Source organism: Haloarcula sp. CBA1131 (assembly GCF_008728975.1).
GTDB classification, from domain to species: domain Archaea; phylum Halobacteriota; class Halobacteria; order Halobacteriales; family Haloarculaceae; genus Haloarcula; species Haloarcula hispanica.
Window position 1 is genome coordinate 251,247 of sequence record NZ_RPCY01000004.1, and the last position, 24,584, is coordinate 275,830.

At 56.0% G+C, this 24,584-nt stretch carries 19 protein-coding genes and 2 pseudogenes; 6 read left to right on the forward strand and 15 right to left on the reverse strand.

Annotated features, from left to right (window positions below; genetic code table 11):
* Positions 1 to 5 precede the first annotated feature (5 nt).
* Entirely contained in the window at positions 6 to 266 is a 261-nt protein-coding gene (locus Har1131_RS18960; protein WP_151148245.1) for a hypothetical protein, read from the reverse strand.
* Positions 267 to 350: 84 nt separating this feature from the next.
* Between Har1131_RS18960 and Har1131_RS18965 the strand changes: the two genes are divergently transcribed.
* The 4 genes from Har1131_RS18965 to Har1131_RS18975 all read left to right on the forward strand — a co-directional run bounded on the left by Har1131_RS18965 (position 351) and on the right by Har1131_RS18975 (position 3,696).
* Positions 351 to 596 carry a hypothetical protein gene (locus Har1131_RS18965; protein WP_151148247.1) on the forward strand — a complete coding sequence of 82 codons (246 nt, stop codon included), beginning with the start codon at positions 351 to 353 and terminating at the stop codon, positions 594 to 596.
* Positions 597 to 680: 84 nt separating this feature from the next.
* The gene (locus Har1131_RS18970; RefSeq protein ID WP_151148249.1) at positions 681 to 941 is read left to right on the forward strand and encodes a hypothetical protein; all 261 of its coding nucleotides are present in this window, start codon (positions 681 to 683) and stop codon (positions 939 to 941) included.
* A gap of 251 nt (positions 942 to 1,192) precedes the next feature.
* The gene (locus Har1131_RS22615; protein ID WP_255518513.1) at positions 1,193 to 1,327 is read left to right on the forward strand and encodes a hypothetical protein; all 135 of its coding nucleotides are present in this window, start codon (positions 1,193 to 1,195) and stop codon (positions 1,325 to 1,327) included.
* A 557-nt stretch (positions 1,328 to 1,884) separates the two neighbouring features.
* Positions 1,885 to 3,696 (forward strand): hypothetical protein, encoded by a 1,812-nt coding sequence (locus tag Har1131_RS18975; RefSeq protein WP_151148251.1) that lies wholly within the window; start codon positions 1,885 to 1,887, stop codon positions 3,694 to 3,696.
* A 54-nt stretch (positions 3,697 to 3,750) separates the two neighbouring features.
* Here Har1131_RS18975 and Har1131_RS21975 read toward each other — a convergent pair whose 3' ends face one another.
* From Har1131_RS21975 to Har1131_RS18990, 4 genes are all read right to left on the reverse strand, one after another.
* A complete protein-coding gene (locus Har1131_RS21975; protein WP_191907519.1) occupies positions 3,751 to 4,023 on the reverse strand; it encodes a hypothetical protein in 273 nt (90 codons plus the stop codon).
* Between the two features lie 229 nt (positions 4,024 to 4,252).
* Entirely contained in the window at positions 4,253 to 4,816 is a 564-nt protein-coding gene (locus Har1131_RS21980; protein ID WP_191907520.1) for a hypothetical protein, read from the reverse strand.
* A 1,040-nt stretch (positions 4,817 to 5,856) separates the two neighbouring features.
* Entirely contained in the window at positions 5,857 to 6,099 is a 243-nt protein-coding gene (locus Har1131_RS18985; RefSeq protein WP_151148252.1) for a UPF0058 family protein, read from the reverse strand.
* 301 nt (positions 6,100 to 6,400) lie between these two features.
* Positions 6,401 to 6,814: a TRAM domain-containing protein gene (locus Har1131_RS18990; protein WP_151148254.1), complete on the reverse strand. Its 414-nt coding sequence runs from the start codon at positions 6,812 to 6,814 to the stop codon at positions 6,401 to 6,403.
* A 1,814-nt stretch (positions 6,815 to 8,628) separates the two neighbouring features.
* On the opposite strand from Har1131_RS18990, the pseudogene Har1131_RS18995 reads away from it, so the two are divergent.
* Together Har1131_RS18995 and Har1131_RS21985 are read left to right on the forward strand one after the other, a co-directional pair.
* Positions 8,629 to 9,672, forward strand: a pseudogene (locus Har1131_RS18995) (hypothetical protein); the annotation flags it as partial.
* A 634-nt stretch (positions 9,673 to 10,306) separates the two neighbouring features.
* Complete coding sequence (locus Har1131_RS21985; RefSeq protein WP_154021066.1) at positions 10,307 to 10,459, forward strand: hypothetical protein; 153 nt, start codon at positions 10,307 to 10,309, stop codon at positions 10,457 to 10,459.
* Positions 10,460 to 10,461: 2 nt separating this feature from the next.
* Here Har1131_RS21985 and Har1131_RS19000 read toward each other — a convergent pair whose 3' ends face one another.
* The 10 genes and pseudogenes from Har1131_RS19000 to Har1131_RS19045 all read right to left on the reverse strand — a co-directional run bounded on the left by Har1131_RS19000 (position 10,462) and on the right by Har1131_RS19045 (position 24,038).
* On the reverse strand, positions 10,462 to 10,833 hold the full coding sequence (locus Har1131_RS19000) for a hypothetical protein (protein ID WP_225308190.1): 372 nt from the start codon (positions 10,831 to 10,833) through the stop codon (positions 10,462 to 10,464).
* A 1,079-nt stretch (positions 10,834 to 11,912) separates the two neighbouring features.
* Positions 11,913 to 14,117 (reverse strand): type IV secretion system DNA-binding domain-containing protein, encoded by a 2,205-nt coding sequence (locus tag Har1131_RS19005; protein ID WP_225308191.1) that lies wholly within the window; start codon positions 14,115 to 14,117, stop codon positions 11,913 to 11,915.
* A complete protein-coding gene (locus Har1131_RS19010; protein ID WP_151148256.1) occupies positions 14,114 to 14,869 on the reverse strand; it encodes a relaxase/mobilization nuclease domain-containing protein in 756 nt (251 codons plus the stop codon). Before Har1131_RS19010 ends, Har1131_RS19005 begins: the two co-directional genes overlap by 4 nt.
* Complete coding sequence (locus Har1131_RS19015) at positions 14,866 to 15,345, reverse strand: hypothetical protein (RefSeq protein ID WP_151148258.1); 480 nt, start codon at positions 15,343 to 15,345, stop codon at positions 14,866 to 14,868. The genes Har1131_RS19010 and Har1131_RS19015 overlap by 4 nt, the downstream gene beginning before the upstream one ends.
* Positions 15,345 to 15,716, reverse strand: a complete 372-nt coding sequence (locus Har1131_RS19020) for a hypothetical protein (protein ID WP_050007953.1) — start codon at positions 15,714 to 15,716, stop codon at positions 15,345 to 15,347. Before Har1131_RS19020 ends, Har1131_RS19015 begins: the two co-directional genes overlap by 1 nt.
* 5 nt (positions 15,717 to 15,721) lie before the next feature.
* Complete coding sequence (locus Har1131_RS19025) at positions 15,722 to 18,841, reverse strand: VirB4 family type IV secretion system protein (protein WP_225308192.1); 3,120 nt, start codon at positions 18,839 to 18,841, stop codon at positions 15,722 to 15,724.
* Between the two features lie 133 nt (positions 18,842 to 18,974).
* A pseudogene (locus Har1131_RS19030) lies at positions 18,975 to 20,683 on the reverse strand (hypothetical protein).
* Positions 20,684 to 20,685: 2 nt separating this feature from the next.
* The gene (locus Har1131_RS19035; RefSeq protein WP_225308235.1) at positions 20,686 to 21,525 is read right to left on the reverse strand and encodes a hypothetical protein; all 840 of its coding nucleotides are present in this window, start codon (positions 21,523 to 21,525) and stop codon (positions 20,686 to 20,688) included.
* Positions 21,515 to 23,575, reverse strand: coding sequence for a hypothetical protein (locus Har1131_RS19040; protein WP_151148261.1), 2,061 nt, complete (start codon positions 23,573 to 23,575; stop codon positions 21,515 to 21,517). Before Har1131_RS19040 ends, Har1131_RS19035 begins: the two co-directional genes overlap by 11 nt.
* A 7-nt stretch (positions 23,576 to 23,582) precedes the next feature.
* Positions 23,583 to 24,038, reverse strand: coding sequence for a pilin (locus Har1131_RS19045; RefSeq protein WP_151148263.1), 456 nt, complete (start codon positions 24,036 to 24,038; stop codon positions 23,583 to 23,585).
* Between the last annotated feature and the right edge of the window lie 546 nt (positions 24,039 to 24,584).

Consider the following 24,584-nt stretch of genomic DNA (forward strand, 5'->3'; position numbering starts at 1 on the left):
TGCAGTCAATCCGGCAGTAGTCGATCTAGAACGATACTCGTCCCGTTCTCGGTCCGAGGCACTGTATTCTCCAACAAGTTCTCGTCACGTTCGTCGACGTCGAGGATTCCGGTTTCGACGATGCGAGGACCGTCCTCCCGTTCGCCGGTGAGGGTCAGGCACAGCTGGCCGTCGACCTTGCCGCCGACAGCCGAGATCGCCGCAACCTCATCGGGGAACGAGACGGTTGTCCAGCCATCGGGTTTCCGGACCCGCAACTCAGTCATCAGCTCTCTTATCGCGTCAAGCGGCATCAACGCTCTGGCTGGCATACAGACGATTTTGTGTCTCCCTTGGGGCCAGAGGAGATCATGAGGACCACAGCACCTTCGTTCGAGGAGTACGACTTCGATCTCGGTGACCACGTCCGAGTCGACTGGGCAGACGGAGACGGGCCACTCGATGAAGTCGTCGGGACCGTTTCAGCCATCTCACGTTCTGGGGACGACGTGATCGTTTCTGTCGAGACTGATGACGGCCAGTATCCCGAGCACTCGATCTACGGCGGGACCCATGATTGCGCTCCCGAGTGGGTCGAACCGCTAGAGCAATCCTAGTCTGACAGCAAGGGAACTCGCCCCTATTTTGTGTGCCTCTACGGGGTGAGAGGCGTTCCAGAGAGAGCGTCTTGACCATCATCTATGTCAGGCAATCACGCGACCCAGACCAAGATAGAGGGATACGTCGTTATGAGCCAGAGTGGGCCAGACAATCTCGGCTTTGGCACGTACACACGCAACCATCCTGCGTACCTGAAAGAGCGTATCGAAGCGCACCAGTCTCCAGCAGCCGGTGTCGTAGTCAACGTCACGCGAGCGCGCCACATCGCTCGTGAGTACCACGGTTGGGACCTTCCCAGCGAAGACGAGCTCTGTCAGCAAGCGATGGCGGGCGAGACGTGATGGGCAGTGACTCGTCCCAGGGGCACTTGACCTGCAGAACCGACGAGTGCGACGCGCCGATCTTCGACGCCGAGCGCATCGCGTGTGTCGACGGAGAATACGAGCCGTGCATGGCCGTTGGACGCTACGCTGGGGGTTTGTTCCAGCGGTCATCTCTCTGTCTGGGACGTCGCTGAGGCCTGAATCCTGTCGGTTGCGTGCTCGCACTGGTAATTTTGTGTCCCCCCGATGGGGTGAGGGGTTTCCCGAACATGAGTACCGAACAGCAGTCTGTCGACGAACAGTCCTCTGACGAAGCCGACGAGGGACAAGGCATTCGTGCCCAGCATCACCAGGCACAGGCCAGTGGTGAAGTCTTCCAGGGCCGTCCCCACGGGGAGCGCTGAGGCCCTAAATTGTCACTGGCCCAGTCAGTAGCGTGTGTCCAGAAGCGTCCCATCTCGATTGGTAGGCCTACGACCCGCTCCCCTATCAGGAAGAAATACAGTCCCCTTCTATTTGTGGTAACGAGAGTGTCATACAACGACTCTCATATCCGGTTTTCGTATCTTCCAGTTGGTCAGTACAGACGCACGTCATATCACATCAAGCGATCAACTACCCAGAGACTGTTAGGAAGGGGGTACTGAATATAGAGATTCTATGCAGCACTTGAGGCCGTTGTATAAATGAATCGAAAATTCTATTTTCAAATTCGAGAATGGCATCCGAGGTTTTATGAAATCTATAGATACATGCTAATTACCATCCAACAAAGTATCGTTGATAGGCAAATAGCTGCCTATCTGTCGATCATTGCCTTGGCATGACAGCAGCAAATCGGGAAAACCGTCCGGGAAATCAAATAGACGAGACACAAACTATGAGTCAAAAACCATTGCAAAGCACCGTTCAGGCCGTCGCATTGTCGATCATTCTAATATTATCATTGACCATGGTAACAGTGACATTCAGTGACAGTGCCAGTGCCGCCGTCAATGACGGCACACTGAGCATCACTGAAGATGTTGCAGCACCTGACGGCACGATTGAGATAACCGGTAGCGTCGATTCTGGCAGCCCTACGACGGTTACATTCCTTATAGAAGATGCAAACGGAAATAGAGATTATATTTCGAAATCGGATTCCGGACCAGACACAACGGTTGGTTCGGATTCGTTTACCACTGAGATTGATTTGAGCAATCTCGACACCGCGCTTGACAGGGGGACTGCAACTGTCAAGGTTGACCACCGAGATGGATATATTGAGTCCGACGACTCGACGACATTCACTATCGATGATACCGCTCCGACGGTAGAGCTCGATAGCATCTCAGAGCCGACATCAGACCCGATAGTTGAGGGAACTGTCAGCGATAAGCATCTCGATAAAGTAGAAGTCGCAATCAGAGATAGCAACGACAACTACTACGATGGAACAGACTTCAGTTCATCTTCACCGAATTGGCGCGATGCGCAGGTCAGCAGCGGTGACTGGAGCTATGACACGTCCCAGATTAATAATTTAAATGATGGAGACTATCGTGTGTATGTAAGATCCACGGATAAAGCGGGCAACACTGCGTCGTATTTCGACGGCCCAGATTACTCGAACCTCAAGCAACCATTTACACTCGATACTACTGACCCACAATTCAATAATAATAACATCAATAAAGTGTCAGTGACAGACGAAACCGACGGAGATGGAAAAGTCGAAGTTGGTGATACAGTCATCGTGTCAGCTGACGTAACCGACGCGACGTCCGGCATCGATACGGTGACAGTTGATGCAGCGGACTTGGGCGGAGATTCTTCTCTGTCACTTTCGTTGGACTCCGGGAGTACCTACAAAGAGAAGTTCACTGTCTCTGATCCGGACGTTGGCGATGGGTCGGTTTCACTGACTGTGGCCGCTAAGGATAACCACGGGAACACCGCTACGGAGAGTGATTCAATTGACCTCGTAACGGACATTGACTCAGTCAGTTCGCTTACTATCCATCAGGATTTCATCGGTATTGTCAAAGACGAGAACACCACTGTTCGGGTAACTGCCGATGGTATCACCGACCCACAGGGTAACGCAATCGTAGACAAAGACACCACGCTCAGAGTCGGAGGCCACAACTACGATGTCTCAGTTAGTAGTGGTAGCATTGATACCGAAATCAATCCTGAAGAGATCTCGAACAGTCAGAGCACGGGTGATGTGACGGTCGAACTTACAGCGGCTGACTCGGGATCAGATACCGATACGGTAACACTCGTTGATGAAGCCAATAATCTCAAAGAAGGATACCAGATAGAGGGTACGCCTATGGACGCTGAAAGCGTAGATCTGCAGTACACGAATAGTCAGATGCGCTATGACCCCACTGACGACAGCTGGAACACTAACCCAGACCTGAAAACTGCGGGTTCAGCGTACTACATTCACGGAATAAACAATTCTGCCCGGATCGGGTACACCTTCAGCGATAGTACTGAAGAACGTACACGGCATCTATACGAGGGATACAACCTTGTCACTGCGACCCCGGACCTGAACGACAGGTCAACTATCAGCGAGTCCAACGAACTTGGTTCAATTAGCCTCGGGACAAATGACAAGGTGTACGTCTCCATGTCGGCAACTAATTCTATCAGTAACCCTGACGAGATGGACTTCGAAGTACTGAGCAGTGATATGGCTGCTTACCAGGGTTACTATGTCTATATTGACTCCGGTGAAGAGTATGGCGTAATCAAAGACGAGCAGTACGATCCCTAATTGTCATCTCTAATATCTGCAGGAGTAGGTTATAGTTATTGAATGGGATGGAGATTAGTAGCCGTAGTAGATTGCAAGTGCTTTCAGGATGCCGTAAATGATTGCTACTGGGAGAAAAATAAAGAGGAATATGGCTCGGAGTATGCCCCACGGAATCAAGCCATCACTCTCGCCGACAGTGAGCGTCCCAGCGCTGGTTTGCCCAACAGAGACAGGGTACTCTCCAGTCTCATTCGCGCGGTAGCGAAACTGGATGTCGCGGCTTTCGCCAGCCGACAGCGTGTAGTTATTTGTCGCCGCTCGTGTCTCACCGACTATTAGCGACACAGCGTTAGACGCTGTCGAATCGCCCGTATTCTGTAATGTTGCGTTTACCAAGACCACTCTATTTGGCGCTACTTGTGTCCGATTGAGCCTTGCACTCGTTACTGTAATTTTAGTCGAGATCCCGTCAGCTGCCGATGTCTCCTCGGACGTATCGTCAGTATTTGATGACGTCGAGGCGGTGGTGGTCTTCGGTGTCGTGTTGGCTTCTGTTTCGGTCTGTGAATCTGTCTCAGTGACCGTTCCTGTTGGTGTCTCTGTCGCTGTTTCCGTCTCTGTCGCCGTTTCCGTCTCTGTCGCTGTTTCCGTCTCTGTCGCTGTTTCCGTCTCTGTCGCTGTTTCGTCTCTGTCGCTGTTTCCGTCTCTGTCGCCGTTTCCGTCTCTGTCGCCGTTTCCGTCTCTGTCGCCGTTTCGTCTCTGTCGCCGTTTCCGTCTCTGCCGCTGTTTCCGTCTCTGTTGGGGATGAGCCACTGAACGTACCTCCTGGGAATGTCAGGTCAAGTTCCTCTACTTCCGCTGTTGGGTCCGAATCCGTCTGGTCCGCTTGAGGACCATCAACAGTATCTACGTGAAAAGTAACCTTCGAGTCAATGTCGCTGTCCACATTGAGCTTCTCACCAGAGGAACTCCCGTACTCCCCGTTGGAGCCAACAGAAATAGAGTCCTGCTTGATACCGTTTGCGACGGCGACAATAATAGTTCCTTCCGGTGCTGGAGTTCCGCCGGCCTGAGCAACGCCGTAGTAGGAGTTCGGTGGTGCAGGCTGTGTAATCGTAGCACTAGTACCGATAATCATGAACAAAAGTAAGACCGCAATAGAGCAGATAATTATTCCCCACCTGAAGACAGCTGATAAGCCAGGGCGATTCATTGTGGACCACTGGAATGAGAACTTATCGGATGCATAACATTCAGATTCAATTGATCTAGAATAACATTATGAATACGTAGTGCTACTATTTCCTATTGGAGTTATTTTTGCTGCTACTCACGTCCGCATTCTAAAATTGGATAATCTGAGTATAAAAAGAAGGTCGTATACCAATCAGACCCTTTATTTACCGATCCAGTCTGTTCAATTTGGTCGGAGTCTGTACGAGATACGCGCTCTGTATCTTGCACGAATATTAGAACACCTTTCTGAGCTGGTCGAAATCCCACCAGTCAATTCGCACACCTACTGAGCAGATTGTTCCTCCTGAAAGTTCTGAAATAAATTACCTTGTGAACTGTTTTATACGCTGAACAGGCGCAATACCACGGCGTTCACGCCGTGGATACGCGCCGTCCCTTGGGAGAGAATCCGCATTCGACAGCACTCCGAGTTTCGGAATACCGGTGTTTAAGTGACAGGCAATCATCTTTACGGGTAGGAATCGGTCGGAACGGAGCGGATTCCGAACCGTCCTTCGGAGGTGGCCTGTCCGCCCACGTAACGAGGCAATATCCGAAAGAACAGTCGGTGACCGCATATCCTCGAAGGGTATGTCGAGGTGCTGACTGCTCGAAACGAATCAAAAGGTACCCCGAGTCCGCTAACGCCTGCTGGCGTCCCCGTGGCAAAAACAACACCGGGACGCTATACACGGCCGAGGATAGGGGTAACGGCCACTTGGCATGGCCAGCAGTCCACCAGTCCGATACTGTGGGACTACCCGCGCCCGAAAGGACTGGTAGTCTGGTGACTGGACTGCGAACCTGAAACTCCCACTGCTCGGGATTCCTCCCCGTTTACGCGGAGGAGGATGTCAAGATACCCTATGTGGTAACAAGGAGTCAAAATCAGGAAGTAAATCCACAGCAAAGGGGATTGCTGGGAGTGTCGAGCAACTCTCGTTATCGATTTAGCGATTGCTCAGGGTTACCAGTGTGGTCCTCTGTGAGACTTGATTCGATAGCACTGCTAAGAATCATAATCGCTTCGCGGTGGTTCTGTTTCGATTTGTGAATGCTTGCTGGACGCGTCTCAACTGCGTCGTATGCAGACAGCATCTCAGCCGACATGGTGTCGTTCTCGATCAAATATCGTGTGACTTCCGCGAGCAGAGCGTGAGTGTAGATATGTTCTTTTTTGCGCATGATTTGGTCTCAGTCGAGTGCGAGTTTGGATGTCCACGGTGATGCATTCGAAGCGTACCTCGTTTCTGATCCATCAGTGATTTCTGATGACTATCGGGACGGAGTTGGAACCGATGGCTGTGAGACCGTGCGGTGAGTATCGCACCAACGGAACGATGTAGTTGTCTCCGGTGGCAACTATTCCTGTGGGTAGGTATCAACACACACTATTTCTCAGTTAATCAATAGTAACAAAGCCAGTGACAGAGCGGCTGATTATACCGGCCCTAACGTTCGCAGAAGTGGATTCCAACCACGCTCACTACTCATAGTAACTCAGTCGTTCAACAACTTCCCCAAAGGCGACGTTCTGGCCTACGTCAGTAATCTCGATGATGACACGCTCTCCAAGGTTGGTATCCGGAACAATGACCACAAATCCACGTTCGACTCGGGTGATCCCATCGCCCTGGTCGCCGATGTCTTCGATTTCGACAGTGCGTTGTTCATCCACTTCGACCGGAGGTTTCGGCAGCCTCTGTTCATGCTGTGGCGGCGTATCGGTTTGTTCGATGTCATTATCCGTCGAAGCCGATAGCAGCGCGACACGGTACGTCTCACCCTGTTGCAGGTCACCAAGCCGAAGTTCCTGGGCTGGGACTTCGATCACGTAGGAGTCGTTTTGCTCTTCGACAGTCGCAGCAAATAGACACCGTAGCTGGGTAGGAATATCCATGAGTATTCTGTCCGAGACACTCGGGTAGACGTACTTGATTCTGCCTGAACTCACTCCGGCGCAACAACGGCCTCACACGACGGACACTCTGCCCAGATACCTTCTGTGCCGTCATTTTTCTCGTATTCAACCAGAATCCACGCGGTCGTGATATGTTCATCACAAGCCGGACAGCGACCAAGGCGTTGCGTGTCGTTTGGCATGGAAAGGGGACGGAAGGAGCGTGTGACACTGTTCCTTCCAATGGCAACTCGAATTGCCTCGAAAATAAGTGTTTGCCGGGTTTTCAGGGTGACCACAGCAGTATTCCAGTACAGAGAGTCTACCGACAGTATTACTTCGGGGCCACCGATAGTTTGAGAAACTATGGGTGTTCCCGCGGTCCTCTCTCGACTATTCTCTGCTGACGAGACAGACGTAGTCATAGAGTGCCGCCAGTGTGGGACGAATCTCACGCCAGACACAGACGAGTGTCCTGAATGCGAATCGGACGAGATAGGGCACTACAGGATCTCAGAGTAGTGCATTCCCTGCGCTACTCGTGAGGCAGATCGTTAATCCTGTGTACTTAGTCCTCTCCCTGCATCCGCGAGTATCTGTTCCCGGCACCGTTCAAGTAGTTCGCGGAACACTACATCACAATGTAGTCCCACGCCAGTGTCCGGTTTTCCTCACTATAGATGGTACGACTGCCAGCACCAGTGCAGTCGGTCCCTTGCAGCGCGGGGCAGACGGCCGAGCGAAACAGATGGACGCCTGGTGGATAGCAGCGTGGGGCTGGCAGGCCGGCTGAGAACCCGAGAGACCAGTGTGAGTCGGCGTGGGACTGACCGCCGGGCAGGAACCGGATGGCTGCTGGTGTGACGCCCGACCGGCGGACAGCCGCCGCTGGGCGGCACTCTCGCTCTTGCTGGAGCCGGGACGTGGGCAGAGAGTGGACGAAGCTAGCGCAGGCAGGGTGTGTCTCGTGTGCGATGGGCGGAGAGTTCTGGGGCTGCTGGGCCTGGAGTTGAGTATTGTGACACTCGTGACGGTGTCGATGGGGGCAACACTTCGGACAACAGAACTCGTGGCACTGTTGGCGGCGGGACGCATGGAGCTACAGATGGCGAAACTACTGACCGTAGCGGGACTGCTGGGGCTTGCGGTACTGAAACCACTCCAAACGGGATCGCGGCGACGAGTGCGGTGTCGGCTCAGCACATCTTGAAAGCCCCACGCCGCTGGCGGTCGCTCAGCGACATATCCTCACTGCGGTCGGATAGGGGTCGCTGACCCGACTACAACAAGCGCCAGCGGCGTGCCCCTTTCAGTCCCACCCGACTATTACAGCACGGCACAGCAGTAATCGAACGCAAGCGTCGGAGTCGCGCGCGATCTGGATGAGGAACCCGCGGGGCCGGCGCTCCCTCGCCGGAACGAGGACGGGCACTGCGTGCCCTGTGTTCCGGGCTGCTCACTTCGTTGCGCTGCCGGGCTTTCACCCATCCGGCACTCGCTTGGCCGCGCGGGATGCTGGCTCACCGCAACCGCACACGATTGGACCGCCCGTCGGGGTGTCAATATCAAATCGATCCTTTATATACTAATTCCCCTCGAAGACCGAATAATAATAAACTGCTTAGAGACCATTCAAACACCAGAATATTGCACTTGAAACAATACAATTTCTTCGTTATCTTTAAGTGCTAGACACTTCTGTCAATAGATACGGAAAGACACGACACACGCGGCACTCACAAAGCAGTTTCACGCCGCAGAAATCGGGTGTTAGAGCACCCGACAAGTGTCTTTCCGTATCTAGGAGAAAGACAATGAATACTAGCAATTCCAGCGGCAAGAAAGCATCGGCAAGCAACCAGACGGTTTCCCTTTCGGCCCACGTCGATGGTGGCCCCGAGCAACTTCTAGAGCAGGTCGCAAAGACCGAGAACGGCGACGAACTTGATTTCCGGATGAACAAGGGCAGCGATAGCCGTGGCAACTACTACGCCCGTCAGGAGGAGGCATACGACTGGACCCGCTCGACCGAGGTCGGCCCGAACCGACGCTTTGGCGAAACGCTCGCCCAGCAAGAGGAACGCCTCGCACGCGAAGCCGAGCAAGCCCGACACTCAGAGATAGCCCACAAACACGCCAACGGTGTAGACCGCGAAGCGGGCAACCGACAGCTCGCAGACGCGATGAGCCAGCGCCCGGAGAATTTCGACCACGACGACCCGCGGGCCGACATGGACGCCGACACGCTGGCAACAGTCAACCAGCAGGCCGACACCATTGCAGAGCAGACGACCATGACCCGAGCGGCTGCAAGTCGGCTCCTTGCTGAGTATCTCGATGATGGCGAAGACCTGTGTAGCGCTGCGTTTTCCACCCAGCTAGACGCTCAGGCTGCAATGGACGCACCCACTCCTATCGCGGATGTCTCGCCCTATGGCTGGGAGTGTACCGTTGAGGGCGAAGTGACCCATCTCATTGAGGAGCCAGACGCCCGCAATCAGTACCAGGTGGCCTACATCGAAGATGGAGAGGGCACGACGGCGAAGGTGACGGTCTGGGGCAAGTCAGTCCACGGCGGTGAGATGGTGCGGACGCTCCACGAAGGCGACAGGGTGCGAATCTCCGGGGGCAAGCCCGGCGAGTACAACGGCATGAAGACGGTGGCCGTCACGAGTGACACCCTGATGTGTGTCATTGAGCGCGGCGACGGTCCCGCACCGACCGGACACGGGAGTAGCATGTTCGGCTCCGCCGGTGATAGCCCGACGGTGGCCCCGTGGGATGCGGAGTCAGACACGCACCAGTGGGCCAACGAGCGAAACACTGATCGGGCGGTTGCTGTGACGCTGGGCAACGCGCACTAACGCCCGGCGTCAGCTGGGGACCTCTCCCATCAAAGATGGTCCCTCGGCCGGTGCGACGGTGCTCGCGCACGCGGCCTCGCCGCCGCCTCCGGCAAGCCGGGCGGCGGCGAGACAACCACGCGCACGGACTGGAGCGCCGACCGCAACGGCGCGTCGACGTGGGTCAGTCGGGGGGTGGCTGTGGGGGTCCTGGTGTGTGCGTGGATGTGGGCCAGCCGGCCCGGGAGAGACTGAGGCTGGGTGGGTGGTGGGTCGCCACAGCGCGCGACGCCACCGACAGACTCCCGCTGGTCGTCTGTCGAGCCCCCGTTCGCTACCGCTCACGAGGACGACGGGACGCTGCGCTCGGCGCTATCGCGCGCCTCGCGGCGGTCCATCGTGCCTGCAGTGGCGGGCGCGATCCCGGTCTGCCGCCGGGAAGTGGACGGGAACCGCATTCGTGGCTGGTCCGTCGAGATCCGGCGTCAGCGAGAGTGGCGCAGCGGTCTTAACCAACGTTGGGCGGGTGATCGCGGGTATGTTGGTTAAAGCGTCGGGGGAGCGCTTGGATGCCGCTGCTCGCCGGCGTGGATTTTGTGCGGCCGCAGGCAGGTGGCGGCCCGAGAAGGGGTCCCAGGAGGTGAGAAATGTGGGAAACGTCCAATGTCCGCGGTGCGAGAAGGTGTTCAATACCTTCCTCGATGACGAGCGAATGCGCTTGGGGTCGTTCTATGATAGCGAGCGTGAGGAATCGTTCGACCGGCTGTGTGAGAAGTGCTACCGGTTCGTAATGGACAAATAGGGTTAGTCGCCCTTCTCATTTTTTCGTGGGACTGGATCACTGATTTCGTCGAGTTTCATTTCTAGGAGGAGTGATTCTTCATCTGTTTCTGTGTCTTTTTCCAGCAGGTATCCTTTGACGACCTCACGGTCGCTGTGGTACTGGATTACCGACCGGTAGCCGTACCGGGTCGTGGTCCCAGCTGGATACCAGTGCTTGGCACGAACTTTGAATGTCCCGTCTTCCCAGGTCCAGATCTTGACCGAGATCGGACGCTTAAGGTTGTGCTGTGCGATTTCGACGACTTCGTCGACGATTGGGCCGATAGTCGTCATTGACGGGACGATTCGCTCGTTAGGTAGCCGGCGCTCTGGAGATGGATGTGTCTTTGACATGAAAATCGCTTCAATCACTCTTTATCGGCATCTGTTAAATCGCTTGTGCAGGGACTAGGCCGGCACCGATCATCGACGATCAATAGCGAAGTGAGTCTACCCTCTGGCGTGTCGCGAGCGTGGGTCTGCCAGCAATGGCTGGTGGAACGTCCCAGCGCGCGACGCCACTGACAGACTCGCGATGCTCGTCTGTCCTGTCCTCGTTCGCTGGTGCTCACTCGGACGACGGGGCGCTGCGCTCGGCGCGGTCGCGCGCCTCACGCCGGTCCAATCGTGCCTGCGGTGGCGGGCGCGATCCCCGCCAAGAGTCGGCGGGTTCTCGGCTGAATACCGTACTAAATTACGGTTCTGAGAAGGTGCGAAAACAAGCCGCGTTGTACTTGTTGGGATTCAGATACAAAGCTCCGGACATGATGGTGTGGTCGCCGGCCGGTGACTGTCGGGTTGTGCGCCACGAAGAGGCCGAAGCGAGCGAGAGTCAAGCGTAGGTCTGCCAGCGCTGGCTCAACTCGAGTGGGGTCGTGATCGGCGTGGCCCTAGACGTCGGCGGCCGGCGACGTGCGTGGCACAGTGTAATCGTATGATGCTCGGTGGAGCTGGCCCGCCATGTGCAGTCCCGGTCGGACTCTGGGGAGTGAGGTGAGACATATCTGTTCTCCAATAGGTGTGAGTGCAGGTGGCCTGAGCGGATTCGTACCCCTGTTTGTGTCGGGTCTATCGACCCGCTCTCCCACTGTTAGATTGCCTATACATTTCTCGCAAAAATCGCTCTCAGAACGCCCCGCAAAGCACGGCAAGTTAAAGGACCAATTATTCGGTGAATCACACCCGCCACGTATTGCGATTTTGTACGAATCAGTCACTTAGCTAATAGATTCAGATTGGAGCAAAACCCGTTCCGTCTGGCGATTTCACCCAGAATCAGTTAGCTGGAGAGACTTTACTTGGTATCTGACAATCGCTCTATTGAGGGGCTACAGCCAAAGGACTCTATCAGTCAACAACCAAAGAGAGATCAAGGGATCATCCGCAAAAGTATAGATTTTCTTAGATGCTATCGTTACTCTGTGGAGAAGCAGTCACATGAACCCAGCCGGGTCGTGCCCCCTCTCTTCTGACTCTGTTTTGTCTTGCTCATCAGTCTCAGTAGCGTCTGATTCTGAGGCCGATTCAGCATCTCCTTTCTCAGCGGATTCCGTCTCATCAGTGGTGGGGTTCGGTGACTCGTCAGAAGAGAAGTCACCACCATTGTCGTCGGACTGCTGGTCGTGATCGCCACCGTCGAACTCACCTTCTTCATCTGATAGGTTCGGGTGGTCTGTGTCCGGAGACGTGACGGCAGTGTTTGCTGTTGTCTGGTCGAGTGGGTCGCTCGACTCGTCGTCGTCCAACCCGTCTGTCGCGTCGGCGGTTGGCTCGACTTCGGGGTCACGATCTGGGCCACTCTCTCTGGACTCATCGCCGTCAGTCTCACCAAGTGACCCACGGAGTACGTCGTCGAGTCGGGCCCGAGTGAACGAGAACCAACTGTCACTCTCGATGTCGGTATCATCCTCAGTGGGCTCCGGTTCCGAACTGCCCGGCGACTCTGCGCCCTGCGCTGGGAGGCTGTCGCGAACGTCGTCTAGTTCGTAGGATTGCCCGTGGACCCACGTCGTCCGCGAGACGGCAACGCACTCACCGGGCTGGAAGTCTCGAAGCAAGCCAGAGGTGACCGGTGTTTTGTCCTTCTCTTTGTACGTGTCCCGAGCCTGCGTTCGTGGGTTTTCGCCGCGCCCCTGATGACTCATCGACACCATCTCGGAGCGATCATACTGTCGACTCTCGCCAAGTTCGTCGAGGATGAAGTCCGTCGACTCAGTGTCACCCGGACCGAAGTAAACTCCCTGTGGACAGTTGCCGACAATCCCGGATATCGTACTGTACGTGTCTTTGAGCTGGCCGATTGTCTGTACGCCGACCAGTGCCCGAGCCTTGTGTTTCCGCCCTCGGGCGGTAAGGTTCGTCACCTGTGTAAGTGCCGGCAGCGCGTCAATCTCGTCGAGGATGTGGACCGTCGGGTTTGAAGCATTCATCGCGTAGCGGATCGACCAGTCTACGAGCAGTTGGTACATCGGCCCGAGCGTTTCCAGTTCCGTTGGGTTCGAGTCGATGATGAGGACCCGGCCTTCCGGGTTCTCGATGTACTCTTGCAGGGAGAACTCCCCGTAGTCTCCGAAGTCGCCGGTGAAGACGGGATCGACGTTCTCCTTGATCGTTTGGTAGACGTTCTGTGCGCCTTTGCCCTTGTCAGGGTCGATATGACCTGAGTCCAGTCGGTCGAACTCATCGAGTGCCTTTTTCAGCGCGATATGGCCCTCGTTGAGTAGTGAGACGATATCGGCATGACAGAGCGCGTGACGGCGATTGTTCTTTTTCGCGCTGAGATGCAGATACATCAGCATCTCCGCGAAGGTTTGTTTGGCGGGCCGATGGAACGGGTCGTGGCCGTCGGCTTCGCCGAAGATCGCGCCGGCGACCTCGCGGAAATCCGACTCCGAGTCAGCATCCTTGAACAGATTCCAGACCACATCGCTGTCTTCGTGGCGGATGCGCTGAACCTCGAAGCCCAGCTCCTCATAGAACGCTTGAAAGTCCTCGCCGGTATCATGAGCAATGACCGCTGTGTCGCTGTAGTACGGGAACTGGTAAGCCAGTAGTTTCATCATCGACGTCTTCCCGCTCCCGGTTTCCCCTACGACGGCTGTAGAGACATCTTGGTCGAGCGTGAACGGCATTTCGGCCTCTTCGTGTTCGTGAGAGACCTCTTCCAGCGGGACGACGGACTCCCCGTCGTCGTGGTCCCACTGGTTCATCGCGAGCATTTCCGGCGAGGTCCGGCGGAGTAGTTCCCCGGAGAACACGATACCGATTGAAACAGCATACAGGATCACCGTGGTCGAGTACGAGAGCATCGGCAGCGATAGCCCGGGCACGGTGAAGTCAGCGAACAGTGTCCCGACTGAGATGGCAGCCAGAACATGCGCGAACGGGAACAACAGCGCTGCACTGGGTGTCTGAACAAGGACGTCGTAGAAGAACGCTGCGCTGATGAGTCCAAAGCCGAGGTAAATGTAGCGCCACGCCCAGAACCGCTTCGGAAGGACCTTGTCGCTGTCGACGATCATCGGCGGGAACAACAGCATGAACCCGGCCCAGACGAACCCGACGACGTTGTCGTACTTGAGGCTATTCGGCACCTCGCCAGAGCGTTGTCCTGGTGGTGCAGAGGAGCTAGAACTCACTGCCACCACCCAACTTCGCGCTCGGGTTCCTGCTCGCGTTCAAGCGCAGCTTCGGGTTCGCTCTCAGTTGCCGCCTGTTCTTCGGCCTTCTCCACAGCACGCTCTGAGAGTGGCTCAGTTTGGCGCTCATCGCTCGCCTTCTCAGCTGTGGGCTGTCCGACGTCTTTCTGCTGGCTCTTCTCAGTCGCCCGTTTGAGCGCTTTTTCCGCTTCGGGGTTCAGCGACAGCTCTGTTTCGTGGTACTGCTCCCGTGCTTCTTGATCCACGACCCGACCGGGATTCTCCGGGGCATCGTGAGGGGTAGCCGTTGGGTCTCTCGTTCGAGTGGGTTCCTCAAATACGGTCGCTGCTTGTTCGCGCATCTGTCGAATATCTTCCCGATCCATCTCCAACTCTGCTGGTTCCCCAGTTGCCGCGACGTGTGCGTGTGGGAACTCCGTATTCTGGTGGACACCGTATACGTAGTCAGTTGTTGGCTGCCGGGCGAACTCGCGGTTCATGAGTTCCCGAGTGTTGGCATTCACCTCTTCTGGTGAGTATTGCCCTGTGGGGTCAGGAGAGACGATCAGATGCCGCTGAAATCCGAACTCTCGGCTCTTGTCGACGAACCGATTTACCTCTGGGTCAGACAGTTCTCGCCCGGCCGGATTCCGTAAGTCAACTGTCACGCCGGCGTCCTGGTCCCGGTCACGTCGGATGTAGTCAACGAGATTCCCTGCTCCATTCCGCTGATAATCCGTTGGCAGTATCATGCACCGTCACCCCCAGCATTAGTCGCCACCGAAGACCCACGACCCTGCTCTCCTGAGTCTGTATCACTCCCGTTTGTTGCCTCTGTAGCTGGCTCCCGTCCAATGCGGTCAGTCGCAAATTTCATCGCTAATCTGAGGTGTGCATCATCGTGGTCCTCATGCAGTAGTTTCCAGATAGCGATGGTGTATGCTGTCCGGACCTTCTGGACTGTCTTCAGTTCCTCCAGCGTCTCGGATTTAAACTCGTCTAGCTCAGCCGTGATATCACTCCGGATATTCTCCATGACAAGTTCGAGTTGCGTATCGGTCCCGTACCGCTCAAACTGCGTTTCACCAGTCTCGCGGTCAATATACTCTTCAACGAGACTATGGCCGATATCCGAGATCGTCTTGCCTTCTATTTCAGCCCGCTCTTTGATCCATTCCTTGTTTTCGCTGGTCGTGTATATCTGAAGAACTTCATCTCGCTCTGTCATCAGTCATCACCTCCGCCAACTTTCGCTACCTGCTCCTGCAGTTTCTCTGGCGCTTCCTCCATTGCGGCAGCTCGAGTATCAGCATCATACTTACTCGAAATCAACTCCCACAGTGCTACAGTATGACACAGTTCTTGATCTGTGTCGATATCCGTTGCAGCGCTCACTTCGCCAGTGACGCTATCAGCAAGGTCTTGCAGTTCATCTGCAACCCCTAGTTCGTTAGCACGTTGCTCCTGCAGTTCACGAGATATACGCTGTTCTGCCGCTTTAAGCAGGAACTGAGTTACCGTTTCGTCGTTCTTCTCAGCTTGCGTTACAATCTGTTTCTTTTTCTCTGCGCTCATCGAAAATGTGATACTTTCATCCATGGGAATCACTCCGTAGTGTCGAACTCGAAATCAGTCTCTGTCTCGATACCACCGTCAGCGACAACTGCTTCTGGCTGTGTCTGGTCAAGTGCTACAGACACCACGTCCACTAATTCCTCTTCGCTGAGTCCGTTGAGGACGTGTTCAGCCTTCTCCGGGGACAATCCACGATTCGCTAGCTCTTGCTCGACTGCCTTCGAGCGCACGAACTCTTCGAAATCAGCAGCGCGGGAGTCAACCTCGTGAGCAACAACGTCGAGCGCATCTTCCGCGTCAGCGTCGAGGTCAATGATCTGCTTCTCTTCCCACGACGTCTTGATCGTCAGCGGGTAATCGCCATGTTCGTCGACACGAACCAGCGCTTGCGAGTAGCCCTGACCGTCACCCAGTGACTCCTTGCCGGCTTCGGCGTGCTGGATGTAGGACTGCTGTTCGTCCGTCAGTCCGGCGCTTGTTGCGGTTTCATCGCCCAGTTCCGGCTCGCGGTGATGCACCTTGATCGGGCACATCCCCGCGATTTCCTCGGCTGCGCCCTTGTCCTCGAACTCCGAGAGCGTCTGGGACAGCATCACCAGTCGCAGTCCGGCGTGGCGCTGGTGGCGAGCAATCTGGTTCAGCGACTCCAGATTTGCGTCGTCGTTGAACAGGTAGTGAGCTTCGTCGATGATGATCTCGACCTTCTGCTGCATATTTTTCGCCTGCTGGTACAGCGTCGACAACAGCAGTTGCATGATGAACGACTGCTTGCCGAGGCCACTACCAGAGCCTTCGACCTGCTGGAGGTCCAGATAGACGGCCTTGCTGCTGTCGTCGATCAGCCGCAGGTCCGACTCTTTCGAGAGGTTGCCGAACGTACTCCCCGGTCGGAACGGATGCAGTGCAATCGAGAGTTCGTTTGCGTACTGCTGGATTTTCTGCTGGGAGGACTCCGTCGTCGCTCCCGGGAACATTTCTGGCTCTTCCTGGAGACGGTCGACGACGTCTAAGAAGTCACTCAGGTCCGGCGAGTTCTCCGGCGTGTGCGTCGACGGGTCCGCTGGGTCGATATCCGATTCAGTGAATATCTTGTCGATCAGGAACGTGATGAGGCCGCTGTGCATTTCCAGATCGACATCCCGCGACTGCAGGAAGTTCTCGATGACCCCGTACACTTCGTCTTTCTTGGCGGAGACGGGCTGCATATCCGGGGACTGTTCAAGGACATGAGGCGGCGTCGGATGCATCTCGCACGGGTTCAGCGGCGTCTCGCCGCTGATCGTGATCGTCTTTGCGTCCAGCATCTTCGCGCTGCCGTGCATATCGCCGACCGGGTCGATGTAGATCTGCTTGACGTCCGACCGCTTTTTCAGCATCCGCATCGCCCGAGCCTGCGTGCCGTGCGTCTTCCCGCCGCCGGGCATTCCAGTCACCAGCTCCGAGTGACCGGTTTCCAGTTCCCATGGATCGATCAACAGCGAGGAGTCGTTGTGGCCGTGCAGTCCGTACTCGATGCCGTTGTCCATCCGGAGGTAGTTCGACGAGAACGGGAACAGCGATCCGAGGGCGTCCCCGGTCATTGAGGAGAGCCGGTTCTGCCCGAGTTCATTGGCTCCAATCGGCGAGACTGTCACCAGTCCTTCTTCCTGCCGGCGGGTCGTTCGTTTGACTCCACAGTTCGACGGTGAGTCTCGTAGGAGCGTTTCGAGCCGGTTCGTTTGCTTCCGGAGGTCTTCTTCGGTCTCCGCAGTGAGTCGGATGAACGCTCCGACACGGAACAGCGACGTGTGGTTCCGTCGGACCATCTGCCGGATGTACTTCGCCTGGTTGACTTCCTGTTCGATATCTTCCGCTTCAAGTTCGCCTTTGTCGTTTTGCAACATCTTCAGTGATGAGATCCACTCTTTCATCACCGACACTGCTGCATCAGAATCGTATGGGTCAATGTGGATTGAGACGTCGACGGCAAGCTCCGTATCCAGCAGTAGTTGCTCAAGCATCCCATTGGTCGGATGCTCGGGATACGTCTCGATCCAGAAGCAACGCGTGTACGTCTCCTGATCGATGAGGGCGTGGTCGGCTTCCCACTCGATATCTGTTGGCGCGACCAGCGACCGATGGTTCTCTCCCGGTCGGTGGAGTTGGGAGACGAAGTCAGTCTCATTGACCTCGTAGTCGGTCCCGCCAACGTCATCGGTATCCATGCCCTCCGCAGCGTCGTGGGCTGCAGCACCCTCGCCGTGCTTGATAAGTTCCCGAGCAGAGTACGTCACCGGGGAGACGGAGGCCGCCTCTTCGTACTCGCGTTCCGACCGTGTTTCGCAGGCCCAGTAATCCTCGGTCAAGTGTGCCAGTTCGTGGGGGCTGACCGAGCGGCTACGACACCGATACAGGTTGCTGACTGCCCTATCGACGGTCCCGAGTCGGTCGTGGAGTTTCTTCGCTTTGAACTCCTCTCGCTCGGCCTCAGTGAGCGTGTCGCTGTCGAACCGAGCGAACAGTCGGCCAATAGCCGGCATCCCGGCAAGGTAATCCGCGATGGAGTCACTGTTCATCTGGAGGTCGTGAATATCATCGTCGGTGACCCAGACGATGATGTAGTACTTGCGCTGGATCTCAGTCTCGGTCTCGACGGTGCCGCTGTCGTCGGTGTAGCGGTTGACGAACTCTGTCAACACCCCTCGGAAGATGGGATGGCTCTTTGCGTCGGGATCTTCGAGTCGGTTGATGTGGGACTCGATATGGGACTTGTTGTCGACTTCGGCCGTTGTGACGTGAAGCTTCGCTCGCCCAGTCAGCGACTCTGACAGGCGTGTGAGCGATGTGACGGCTTTGTCCCATTTCTCGTCGTCTTGGAGGGCCATGTTGGCGGGCTCGACCTCGACCGCGCCGACGTACGCTCCGTCGACGCGCTCAATGCCGTGGGGCATGATCCGCTCAAGTCGCGTGACTTGGCGAGTGTCCTGATTGCCCTGGTCGTGGGTGTAGTGGTGCTTTTTGACGAGCCAGAACAGTCTGACTCGCAGCCACTCAGTCAGCCGGTAGTGGTCCGGGCGGACTTTGTGGAGGATGTAGAGGAAGACTTCGGCAAGCGCTGCTAGACCCAACGCTGGGAAGAACAACGCTGCTGGCACGAATGGCATTCCCATGGCGACGAGGAAGCCAAACGGCGGGAGGAGGAACAGAATGAGTTCCCCGAGTGTGTAGTCCCCCAGAAGTTGGTTGTATCTCCAAGAGATTCGTGGATGATGTTCGTGTTGTAGTCTTCTTGTGAGTCAGCCATTAGTTATCGTCCTCCGAGTATGTATCTGGCAGGCCGTCTCGGTACACGTCTGGTCCTAATACATCGTCATCAGTTGCAAACACGTCCTTGAGCGTGTCATACGACTCGGACTCCTCGGTATCGGTCTCGGTCTCCGAACTGTCGTTTTCGTCGAAGTGCTCGTCGGAGAACGGCGGGTCGACGTCAGACTCGTAGATTCTGGTATCGCCGGAGTTTTTCTGTGTCTGGCGCTCACTGTTTGAGTCGCCGTCAGATGGACTGGTTCCAGCGGACTCACCGGACGCAGAACTCCCGTTGCTGGAATTAGTGAACTTACTGTTGAGAGCACTTCCGGCAGATGAGCCGCTGGACCCGCCAGTACCACTGGCAGGCGGTGTGGAGCTACCAGAGCCACCGGATCCACTACTACCACTGCCGCCAGAGGGTGGGGCGGAACCACCTGAGCCACCGGAACCACTGCTGCCGCCACCTCCGGAGCCGTTGATACTACTTCCGCCACCACCGGAACCGTTAGTACTGTTTCCACCGCTCCCAGCTCCGTTGGCACTGCTGGTATTGCTCCTCATGCCAGCGGGGTTGGCTGCCATCTGTCGATGGACCATCTGAGCACCCGTGGCAGCGCCGCCAACACGTCCTTTTGCGGCGCTTGAGGCAGCTCGAATCGTGCCACCCGTCGCCATTGCTGCGCCGGGTCCACCGACTGCTCCCGCTCCAGCTGTGGCCGCTGCGCCAGTAGCTGCCGCTCCAATCTTTGCTGGTTTTGCGACCGATTTTTTGCCGCCGGCAAGCGCCTGCTCGCTGACTTGAATCGCAACGCGGCTACTGCGCTGGATGAGGATCTTCTGTGACTTCGCCGCCAAGTACAGCGTCACGAGGCTGATGAACAGCGACAGTTCAGAAGCCAGTCCCCAGTTTGTCGCTTCGAAGCTCATTCGTATCAAGATTGCAGGCGGGGTGCCCGCAGCGAGGACTCCGGGGTACGCGCCGGCGACCTGTTTTGCCAGTCCCGAGAAACGGTTCAGCGGCCAGACTTCCACTGCCCAGAACGTCGCGACCAACGGCATCGAGAGGGTCAGCAGGAAGACTAGCAACCATCGGGTGATGAAGATGAACGCCGCCTTGAGGTAGACATACAGTCCGACAATGATGAGGACGAGGAATATCCCCAGACTAAGGTCCGCAATCTGCTGAGCTGAACTGATTAGTGCGGCGACTTCAGTCGTTGATTGACCGGACTTGTAGATCTCGCGACCGATGGCATTGAAGAACTGAGTCCCCAGTGAGGCCACTGGGAGCCAAAAGAACAGTGAGAGGAAGGCAACCCCAAGTCGGCGTAGGAGCTTCTTCCGAATGACCGGGTTCATCGACCCGTATCGAACTCCAATCATTGCCAAGACGATGAACTGCAGCCCGAGTGCCAACCCAACGATTCCATCGAAGTAGATGCCCGATATTAGCGAGTTCCACGGGGCATTACTCGCAGATTCGAACGCAATGTCAACTGGGGCCGATGAATTCGGTCCTTCGGGGCGGGTGTCCCTACCATCGGGTCAATGAGGCTCTTAAAGAACCCATCAAGATAATTGACTATCTGCGTTTTAAGTTGAGCAAGGAAACCACTGATACCAGCTGTGATTGCCGACGAGAGTTCTCCCAGCAATCTCTGGAAAACCTCCTCAACGAGATCCTCGCCTATTCCCGACTGCATTGCTACGTCTCCGTCTCCGTTGAACTTGCAGTGACCTCTTCAGGAGTCCCAATCAGAGTCCGCTCGCATCCAGATGAATTTTCATAGCTGATCGTCTGAGTGAATGTGACTGGATCGCTCCAAAGGAATTCAACGGTTAATTGCTCATCTCTTTTAGCGCTCTCATCAACTCTCGGACAAGAAGAAACGCTGTCTTCAATGAGGGAAAAATATCTGACGACATTGGTTTCACCAGGCTCTACCGGGACAAACACGTCTTCTTTTTCTTTTCCGTTCATTAATGCGCGGGTAGCTGCACCGGTTCGCTCACCCACATTCCTGACAACCACCACCAAGTGGCCGAGGCCTTCACGAACGTCTGGATGTTCAGTGGCAGGAACAACTTTCTCAAGTTCGAATGTAGTGCCCAGTTCGAGTGGGATTTCGGTTTCAACGTCATCCCCACGGAGATAGAGTGTGTGCTGGCCCCGGGGCAATGGCTTGTAGTTATCATCTCCCGCCGTGAGCAATAGGCTGGTCCGGGTTTCACCAGCATTGAAGTAGTCGCTGACGAACTCTCGACCGGACTCTGTGATGATGCTAACCGATGACGGCTCGATCTCATCGGTTACAGCCACTTCCAGAGCCAACTGGCGGCCGTTCTCGACAATCTCAATCGATGTCTCTTCGATGTAGTCGGACTGCTCTTCTGGCGGGCCGGCGCTTCCGTCACCTCCGTCACTGCTATCAGACAGCCCGCCACTGCATCCTGCAAGCGCGGCAAGACCCCCGCTAAGGAGTCCAAGCGCTGTTCTGCGGTCGATACTGCTATTTCGTGGTATATCTTGTGTGTCATGGATTATACCAACCAACAAATTTGCCTCTCGTCCAGACGTCGTAGCCATACAGCGCCAGCACAGCCGGCAACACCGTCAGGAGCGTCACCACAGCGAGGTCGATGAACTCCGCAAGGTCTGGGAGGTTCACTTCGTAGGCGACCCGCTCTTGGGTGTCTCGCACTGGGACAGCACGCCCTTGCTCCCACCAGATCTGAGCCGGGCGATACGTGACTATCGCTGAGGAGACTTCGCCCTGGTCGACGGTGACCGTAATCTCATCATCACCAGACAGTGACTGTTTGACCCGGGACTGCCCCGTTGCGACAGTAACGTTCCCTGCCGCAATCGGGAAGCCAGCCGTCGGTTCGACCCGGACCAGCAGGTCCGTCGAGTTGTCGGTCGAGTTGACGACCTCAGAGGTGATATTGACCTCGCGGATTAGCGTCGGGTTCGTCGAGTCCGCTGGCTGTTCGATGCTGTTCCCACGGACGAGTCCGTTGATTTCGAAGTTCTCCGTCCGGAGTTGTTCCGCACTCCGTATCGTGAACCGATCTGCCGTCGTGAACGTCTCCGAACGGTTGATCCGAATCTCCGGCGGGAGCGTCGTCCTATTGGTCGCGTTTGCCGTCGTGTTCACAGTCGCATTTGCCGGATACGCCGCTTCGAGCGACGGCACGAACCGCCAGCCGTCGGAACTCTCATTTTGGACGCGGTTGACCGTGACTGCTGGACCTTCCGTCGTCCGGACAGCGTGGGTTTCGAGCGGTCGTACTGGTGTGGTCGTGTTCTCCGACCAGTTCTCCCACCCAGGTGGTGAGCGAGTGTAGAACCGCCACTGGCTCTGGATCTCGTATCCGGCATCGAACTGGACGCGCTGCCAGCTGCCGGGGATTTCGGTCCCAATTCGATAGTCGTCTGTTGTGGCTCCCCTGCCGTTCGGGACAACACCGGGTTCGACGGTCATCTCTCGTTCGGACAGGTTCTCTACTTGGACCGTCCGTGAGTCCGTGACCGTCAGTCCATACTCGTCAATCTCGTCCTCACCAATCTTCGAGAGGTTCACCGAGATTATCGTCTCCAATCGGAGCTCGGTGGTTCCGTTGATCCCGGTGTAGTTGAGTGTGGGCTGGGCGGCAGTGCTGTTGTCCATCTCCGTCCCGTTAGCGTACAGCGTCGTCTTCGTCGACGTGTTCACCAGCCGATAGTCCTCTTCGATGAACTCCGAGAGGACTATCCGGTAGTCGTGGATTGCACGGACAGTCCCATTCGGACGGACCAGACGCTCTGTCCCCGACTCTCGATGGACAACTGTCGACGGCTCTACGCTGAAAAACGCGACATAGGCGTCACGAATCCAGAGTCCAGAGCGAGTGTCCGTGACGTTCACTGGTCGCGAGGAGTGCTCGATCCCAGTCTGGAACGAATCGTGTTCGGGCCGATTCCACAGCGCCACATTCGATGGCTCGCGAGAGACCATATCTCCCGTGCATGAAGGCAGGACGGCCAGCGTGCCGTTCTCAGCCGCTGACCGGTCGGCCCGCGTAAGGTTCGGATGGTCTGGGTCGCCAGACCACAGCGCACGGAAGAACGTGTGGTTGTGGTTGTAGGACCGGTTCGGAGGCACGACGCCTGCTGTCGCGTTGTCCCCAACAGAGGCATTTGCCGGTGGATTCGAGGCGTTCTCGTAGCACGAGACTTTCGCGCTGAGGTTCTGTCTCGATCCCACTTCGACGGACCTGTTCACGTCTGTCTGGTTCGCTGCTGATCCTCGATCAACGGATTCGTTGCCCTCGGTTCCGTTGGCTGCTGTCCCGTTGCCTGCTGGGTCTTGGACGCTGGATTCGTTGTTTTCGGTGCGATTCGTCTGTGTTCCCTCGTTGCTGGAGCCATTCGGCGCGGTGGCGTTTTGTTGGAGTACCCCCACGCCACCGTGACTCGCGTCGGGAAGGGAGTGTGCCGTCCCCCGCTCAACATGGGGTGGATTTCCAGCATCGGTTGCCGGCCCCGCAGCTCCGACTGTCGAGAGCAGCGAGCACAGGGCCGCGATCACCAGCAGTGAGCGGAGTGTTGGCATCGTATTTTCAGAATGGCGTCACGCAGTCCGAGAAGCCGAAGCCAACGTTGTCTCCGAACTTCGTGATGAGTTCTGGGGCCACAATTGCCAGTACGACTACGCCGAGGCCGACAAGCGAGAGGATGAGGTCCCGGCGGGCCTCGTTTTGCTGGTTCGGGTTCCCTGACGCACGCATGTACGAAAGACCACTGCGACCGACGAACACCATCGTCGCTGGCAGGCCGAGGCCAGCCAGTGCCCCGAAGACAACGTTGACGCCGTCCTCGACAGCAGTATCACAGTAGATGTTCCCGACGTCGGTCTGGCCCATTGCAGAGCCAGCAAACAGTGTAAGGAGCAACAGTAGCTGCGTTGCCTGTCGCACGCCGGGCGTGAGCCACGCGTCAGCAAACCGCCGCTTCGCGTGCGTGTAGAGTGTTGGTTGTGTGTTCGATGCGTTCGATTCGTTGGTTTGCGTTGACATAGATGTCTCTGGTTTTGCGGTCTTGCTTGCCCACCGATTCCCCACAGGTGATCCGCTACCGCTGTTGTGTTACATTTCTTACACAGTTGGTGAATCCTATTCTGAATTCGCCAGCACGTATTGACAGTGGGACTATCAAAAAACTTGTGAACAAGATGAAGGGTTCTAGATTGTGATAAGTAGTCTTACTCGGCAATGCCTTAATTTTCGAACCGCATGAATCCTAATGCTAAGTGGAATACGTATTAGTACATCAACTAGTAGTCTTGTTAACTATTCGTTCAGCCTCAGAAATCCCAGATACTATGTCAGATATTACGGTAATTAAAGAGCTAATATTGACGGTGTCTGGTGGTGATATATTTAGCATAATTGGGCCAGCCAAAGATGACTGCAGTGAAGCCATAGAATCGGATCAATAGAACAGTCATTAGGTTAGTTTCATAGAAAGGCAAAAGCAGGGCAGTAAACGAGCCAGATTGAAATCAGAACTTTAGGTCGTCCATGTCGTGGACCACTCCCATGTCGTCAATGTCGCCGCACACA